Here is a 6331-nt window from a genome sequence, read left to right as displayed (position 1 = left end):
CGACCCCACCCCCTCTGCGGGTTCCGACTGCTCTGCCGTCCTGCTCCAAGGCTATGACCGACCACTGACATCCGAGCCCGCCCCCTCGGCTCCGACGGTGGACAGCGCTCGGTGCAAGGCGGAGCGGTCTCCGGCCAGGCCCGTGACTGGCGGCCCGAGACGTCGCTGCCCCAGCGGATGCGACCTCGCCGCCCCGTCCGCAGACTTGGACAGGCCCAGTCAGACGCAGCGAAGGAGACACGCATGGCCTCCGAGGACGCCGACACCACCCGCACCGACCAGCTCACCTTCCAGAACCCCGTCACGCGCTTCCCGGAGATCACGCCCCCGGAGCAGGAGCAGTCGGAGCCAGGTCTGCAGGCCGACATGACGCCGCAGCCGGACATCGGCGAGCACTCCTATCGCGGCACCGGCCGCCTGGTGGGCCGCAGGGCCCTCATCACCGGCGGCGACTCCGGCATCGGCGCGGCCGTGGCGGTGGCCTTCGCCCGTGAGGGCGCGGACGTCGCCATCAACTACCTCGCCGCCGAGGAGGAGGATGCGCAGAAGGTCGCGCGCATCATCACCGAGACCGGTCGCAAGGCGGTGCTCGTCCCCGGCGACCTCACCGACGCGACCGTGTGCAGCGACATCGTCGAGCGGACCGTCGCGGAGCTCGGCGGCCTCGACATCCTCGTCAACAACGCGGCCAAGCAGGTCGCCAACGAGAGCCTCCAGGACACGCCGGACGAGCAGATCGTCGAGACCTTCGAGACGAACATCCTCGCGATGTTCCGCGTGACGAAGGCCGCGCTGCGCCACCTGGAGCCTGGCTCCACGATCATCAACACCACCTCGGTGGTGGCCTACCAGCCGCCGCCGCCGCTCCTGGACTACGCCTCGACGAAGGCGGCGATCAACACCTTCTCCAAGGGCCTGGCCCAGGAGCTCGCGCCCAAGGGCATCCGCGTCAACGCGGTGGCCCCGGGCCCGATCTGGACGCCGCTGCAGCCCTCCTACGGCCAGCCGATCGAGGACCTGCCCGAGTTCGGCAAGAGCACCCCGCTCGGCCGCGCCGGCCAGCCCACGGAGCTCGCGCCCGCCTACGTCTTCCTCGCCTCCCCGGAGTCGAGCTACGTCATCGGGGAGACGCTCGCCGTCACCGGTGGCATGCCCACCCCCTGACCGTCGGATGAGCGCACCGCACCTCGAGGTCCACCCGTGGGAGGTCCGCGAGCCCTGCGTGGACCCGGGCAGGTTCGGCGTCGCCGAGGCGCTGTTCAGCCTGTCCAACGGGTACCTCGGGGTGCGGGGCACGCTCGACGAGGCCGACCCCTGCGTCGCGCGCGCCAGCTTCCTCTCCGGGGTCTTCGAGACCCATCCGCTCGCCTACCCCGAGGGCGGGTACGGGCACCCGCAGGAGGGGCAGGCGATCGTCGCCGTCGCCGACGGCACCCCGCTCCGGCTCACCGTCGACGGCGCCGCCCTCGACGTCCGCGAGATCGAGCCGGAGGCCCACGAGCGCCGTCTCGACCTGCGTGCCGGGACCCTGGACCGGCGGATGCGGTGGCGCTCGACGTCGGGGACGACGCTCGAGCTGCGCACCCGCCGCCTCGTCTCCCTCACCGAGCGCTCGGTCCTCGCCGTCCGGTACGAGCTGCGCGCGCTCGACGGGCCGGCCCACGTCGTCGTGCGCTCCGAGCTCACCCTCGGGGTGTGCCCACCGGAGATCCACAGCGACGACCCCCGCGTGTCGGCCGCGCTCGAGGACCCCTTCGAGGTCCTCACCGCCCAGGCGGCGCATGAGGGCGGGAGCCTCGCGCTGCGGACCCGGCGGACCGGGATCGGTGTCGGTGCCGCCGTCGACCACGACGTCGACGGCGCCACGGCCGTCGAGTCCGAGGCGGGTGAGGACCGCGTCGTCACGACCGTCGTCGCCGACCTCGAGCCCGGGCAGGAGCTGCGGCTCACCAAGACCGTCGGCTACGCGTGGTCGCACGACCTGCCCGCCGACTCCCTCGTCGAGCGGGCGGTCGCCGCCGTCCGTGCCGGGGAGGAGCTCGGCTGGGACGGCCTGCTCGCCGACCAGCGCCGCGCCCTCGACGACTTCTGGGAGCGGGCCGACGTCGAGGTCGACGGCGACCCGGAGCTCCAGCAGGCGCTGCGGTTCGACCTCTTCCAGCTGTACTGCTCCGCGGCGCAGACCTCCCACGCCCCCGTCGGCGCCAAGGGCCTCACGGGCGCCGGGTACAACGGCCACACCTTCTGGGACGTCGAGGGGTTCGTCCTGCCGGTGCTCACCTTCCTCGCGCCCGACGCCGCCGCCGAGCTGCTCCGCTGGCGCGCCTCCACCCTCGACGCCGCCCGGGAACGCGCGGAGGTGCTCGACTGGCGCGGCGCCACCTTCGCGTGGCGCACCATCGACGGGCACGAGACCTCGGCGTACTGGCCGGCGAGCACGGCCGCCGTCCACGTCAACGCGGCCGTCTCCCGCGCCTTCTGGCTGTACTCGAACATCACCGGCCGGTCGCTGGACGAGCTCGGCGGCCGGGAGGTCCTCGTCGAGACCGCCCGGTTGTGGATCTCGATCGGGCACGAGGACGCCGACGGCGGCTGGCACCTGTTCGGGGTGACCGGACCCGACGAGTACACCGGCGTCGTCGACGACAACGTCTTCACCAACCTCATGGCCCGCCGCAACCTCGTCCGGGCCGCCGAGGCCTGCGAGTCGGCGCCCGAGCGCGCCCGCGAGCTGGGCGTGACGGCCGAGGAGGTCGCCACGTGGCGCGCCACCGCCGACGCCGTCCACCTCCCCTGGGACGAGCACCGCGGCGTCCACCCGGCGAACACCGGCTTCACCACCTACCGGGAGTGGCGCTTCGCCGACAAGCGCGACTCCTACCCGGTGGAGGAGCACCAGCACTACGCGAAGTTCTACCGCCGCCAGGTGGTCAAGCAGGCCGACCTCGAGCTCGCCCTGTGGTGGTCCCGCGACGAGTTCACCGACGAGGAGGCCGCGGCGGACCTCGAGTACTACGAGGCCCGCACGGTGCGTGACTCCTCGCTGTCCGCCTCCGCTCAGGCCGTCGCCTGCGCGCTGGCGGGCCACCCGGACCTCGCCCTGCGCTACCTGCGTGAGGCCGCCCTCGTCGACCTCCGCGACATCCACGAGGACACCGCCGAGGGCCTGCACATGGCGTCGATGGGCGGCGCCTGGCTCGCGCTGGTCGCCGGTCTCGGGGGGCTGCGCGACAACCGCGAGGAGCTCGAGCTCGCCCCGCTCCTGCCGGGCGCGCTCACCCGGACCCGTGTCCACCTCACCTGGCGCGGGCGTCTCCTGCGCGTGGAGACGACGGCGGCCGGCACGACGCTCACGCTGCTGGACGGACCGGGTCCGCTCGCCGTCGTCGTCGACGGCGTGCGGCGCGAGCTGGGGGAGGAGCCGGTGACCGTGCCGCTGCGCGACCCGGCACCGCTGCGCCCCGAACCCACCCAGCCCGAGGGCCGCGCGCCGAGCGTCTGACCCCCGGGCGATACTGGCGAGGACATGTCCCCACAGACCTCACCCCGCCCAGCCCTGCCCCGGGAGATCTGGGTGCTCGCGGGCGCCGCCCTCCTCATCGCCCTCGGCTACGGCCTCGTCGCACCCGTCCTGCCGCAGTTCGCGCGCTCCTTCGACGTGTCCGTCGCGGCCGCGTCCTTCGTCGTCAGCGCGTTCTCGCTGTGCCGGCTGCTCTTCGCGCCCGCGGGCGGCGCGCTCATCGCCCGGCTCGGGGAGCGGCGCATCTACCTGTCCGGGCTGCTTGTCGTCGCGCTCTCGAGCGTGGCCACCGCGCTGGCGCAGGACTACGTCCAGCTGCTCATCTTCCGGGGGCTCGGCGGCATCGGGTCGACGATGTTCACGGTCTCGGCGATGGGCCTCATCGTCCGGCTCGCGCCGCCGACGGCGCGCGGGCGGGCGTCCTCGCTCTACGCGACCGCCTTCCTGCTGGGCAACATCGCGGGTCCGGTCGTCGGTGGCCTGCTCGCCGAGCTGGGCCTGCGGGTGCCGTTCATGGTCTACGCGGTCGCGCTCGTGCTCGCGGCCGGGGTCGTGTGGCGCCTGCTGCCGGAGACCGGTGGGCGGGGTGCGGCCCGGGCGGGGAGCACGAGCGCCGAGCCGCCCATGCTCTTCGGGGAGGCCCTGCGCGACAGCGCCTTCCGGGCCGCGCTCGTCTCCGGCTTCGCCAACGGCTGGTCGAACTTCGGGGTGCGAGTCGCCCTGCTGCCGCTCTTCGCCGCGGCGGCGCTCGACGCCGGCCCGTGGGCGGCCGGTGCGGCGCTCGCCGTCTTCGCGGTCGGCAACGCGCTCGCGCTCAACCTCGCGGGCCGCCTGGCCGACGTCCGCGGCCGGCGGCCGCTCATCATGGTCGGCCTGCTCGTCAACGGCGTCTTCACCGCCGTGCTCGGCCTGTCCGGGAACATCGTCGTCGTGCTCACCGTCTCCGTGCTCGCGGGCGTCGGCGCCGGCCTGCTCAACCCGGCCCAGCAGGCGACGGTGGCCGACGTCGTCGGCAGCGAGCGCAGCGGAGGGAAGGTGCTCGCGGGCTTCCAGATGGCGCAGGACGCCGGCGCGATCCTCGGCCCGGTGCTGGCCGGGGCGCTCGCCGACCGCTACGGCTACGACGTCGCCTTCGCCGTCTCCGGCGCCATCACCCTGCTCGCCGGCCTCGCCTGGCTCGGGGCGCGCGAGACGCTCGCCGGCGCCCGTCCCTCGGCGTCGTCCTAGGCGCCTGCTGCGGCTGACGGGTGCGGCGAGAGCCTCCCCGGCGGGGATGCAGGGGAGGGGGAGACGGGCCAACCTGGAGCCGACCCGGACAGGACCGACGGAAGGCAGCACGTGGCGCGACCTCCTGGCATGGCGCGAGGCCTGCGGATCGCGGCCGTGCGCTACCGCTTTGAGGAGAGCCTCTTCCTCCTGCCGGCGCTCGTCATGCTCGGCGGGATCGTGCTCGCCGTCGTCGCCTCGACCGTCGACGACGCGGTCGGGCACGACGCTGACGTGCCCGTCACGCTCGCCATGAGTGCCAACGCCGCCACCTGGCTGCTCGCCACGGTCGCCGGCGCCATGATCACGACCGTCGGCGTGGTCTTCTCCCTCACGGTGGTGAGCCTCCAGCTCGCCAGCGACCAGTTCTCCCCGCGGGTCATGCGGTCCTTCATCCGCGACCGGCTGAGCCAGGTCGTCATCGGCCTGCTCGTCGGCACCTTCTTCTACTGCGTCCTCGTGCTGCCGAACATCAGCGGCGAGGCGACCGACCCCGCTCCGCGGATCTCCCTGACGATCGCCGTCGTCCTCACGCTCGTCACGGTCGTCGGCATCATCGTCCACCTCGACCACCTCGCCCGCGGCCTGCAGGTCGGCAACGTCGTCCGCAAGATCGGCGACGAGGGCGAGGCGATCGTCGCGGCCGCCGGACGGCTACCCCCGGGCCTGGAGGAGGTCGACCCGCACGGGCTGTCCGCGCCGGACGACGCCGCGGTCGTCCTCTGCCCGAGGAACGGCTGGGTCAGCCAGGTGGACGCCGGGCTGCTGCTCCGGGCCGCACCCTCGGGCACCACCGTGCGGCTCGAGACGCGTGTCGGGGCCTACGTCCACAGCGGGGAGCCGCTCCTCACCGCCTGGCCCCCGCCGCCCGAGCGGGCCCGCGAGGCGATGGCGGCCGCGATCGAGGTCGCTGACGCGCGCACCATGCTTCAGGACGTCGACTTCGCGATCCGGCAGCTCGTCGACATCGGCCTGCGGGCCCTGAGCCCCGCCGTCAACGACCCGACGACCGCCGTCGAGGTCGTCCTGCGCGTCGGCAGCCTGATGCGGACCGTCCTCACCGCTCCGGTGGCGCCGACGGCGGTGCGCGACGGCGAGGGGCGGGTGCTCGTCCAGCCGTGGAACCTCAACCACGAGGAGCTCGTCGAGCACGCCTTCGACCAGCTGCGCCAGACCTCGGTGGACCAGCCGCACGTGGTCGCCACCATTCTGCGGGTGCTGCGCATGCTCGTCACCCTCGTGCGCGAGGAGGGCCGGCCGGAGCTCGCGGACGCACTGGAGCATCAGATGCGGCTCCTGCTCGACGCGGTGGACGACCGGCCCGGGCTCCATCCCGAGGACCTGCGCCTGCTCCAGGAGCTGCGCTCGGACGACACGGACCCGGCCGACCACAGCAGGTAGCGGGCCTGTCCGGTGAGCGGGGACGTGGGGGACCACCTACCGTGGTGCCCACGCGGCACAGCGGTGCGCGTCGGATCGAGGATGTCCTCAGGCAAGAGGTGCAGATGGTCGAGCCCTACGGGCCGTGCCCGCCTGCGCCGTCTC

General features: G+C 73.8%; 4 protein-coding genes. All 4 read left to right on the top strand.

What is annotated here, in order from left to right:
* The first annotated feature begins 243 nt into the window (after nucleotides 1-243).
* A complete protein-coding gene (locus H9624_RS06150) occupies nucleotides 244-1164 on the top strand; it encodes an SDR family oxidoreductase (protein ID WP_251838949.1) in 921 nt (306 codons plus the stop codon).
* Nucleotides 1165-1171: 7 nt separating this feature from the next.
* Complete coding sequence (locus H9624_RS06145; protein WP_251838948.1) at nucleotides 1172-3502, top strand: glycoside hydrolase family 65 protein; 2331 nt, start codon at nucleotides 1172-1174, stop codon at nucleotides 3500-3502.
* A gap of 24 nt (nucleotides 3503-3526) precedes the next feature.
* The gene (locus H9624_RS06140) at nucleotides 3527-4747 is read left to right on the top strand and encodes an MFS transporter (RefSeq protein ID WP_251838947.1); all 1221 of its coding nucleotides are present in this window, start codon (nucleotides 3527-3529) and stop codon (nucleotides 4745-4747) included.
* 129 nt (nucleotides 4748-4876) lie between these two features.
* Nucleotides 4877-6187: a DUF2254 domain-containing protein gene (locus tag H9624_RS06135; RefSeq protein WP_251838946.1), complete on the top strand. Its 1311-nt coding sequence runs from the start codon at nucleotides 4877-4879 to the stop codon at nucleotides 6185-6187.
* Nucleotides 6188-6331: the final 144 nt, after the last annotated feature.

The organism is Oceanitalea stevensii, from assembly GCF_014837105.1.
GTDB lineage: Bacteria > Actinomycetota > Actinomycetes > Actinomycetales > Actinomycetaceae > Oceanitalea > Oceanitalea stevensii.
This window is presented reverse-complemented; position numbering and strand designations above follow the sequence as displayed.

Bases quoted from the DNA above. Each gene is read 5' to 3' on its own strand.
- H9624_RS06145 (WP_251838948.1), top strand. From the start codon at position 1,172: ATGAGCGCACCGCACCTCGAGGTCCACCCGTGGGAGGTCCGCGAGCCC.
- H9624_RS06140 (WP_251838947.1), top strand. From the start codon at position 3,527: ATGTCCCCACAGACCTCACCCCGCCCAGCCCTGCCCCGGGAGATCTGG.
- H9624_RS06135 (WP_251838946.1), top strand. From the start codon at position 4,877: ATGGCGCGAGGCCTGCGGATCGCGGCCGTGCGCTACCGCTTTGAGGAG.
- H9624_RS06150 (WP_251838949.1), top strand. From the start codon at position 244: ATGGCCTCCGAGGACGCCGACACCACCCGCACCGACCAGCTCACCTTC.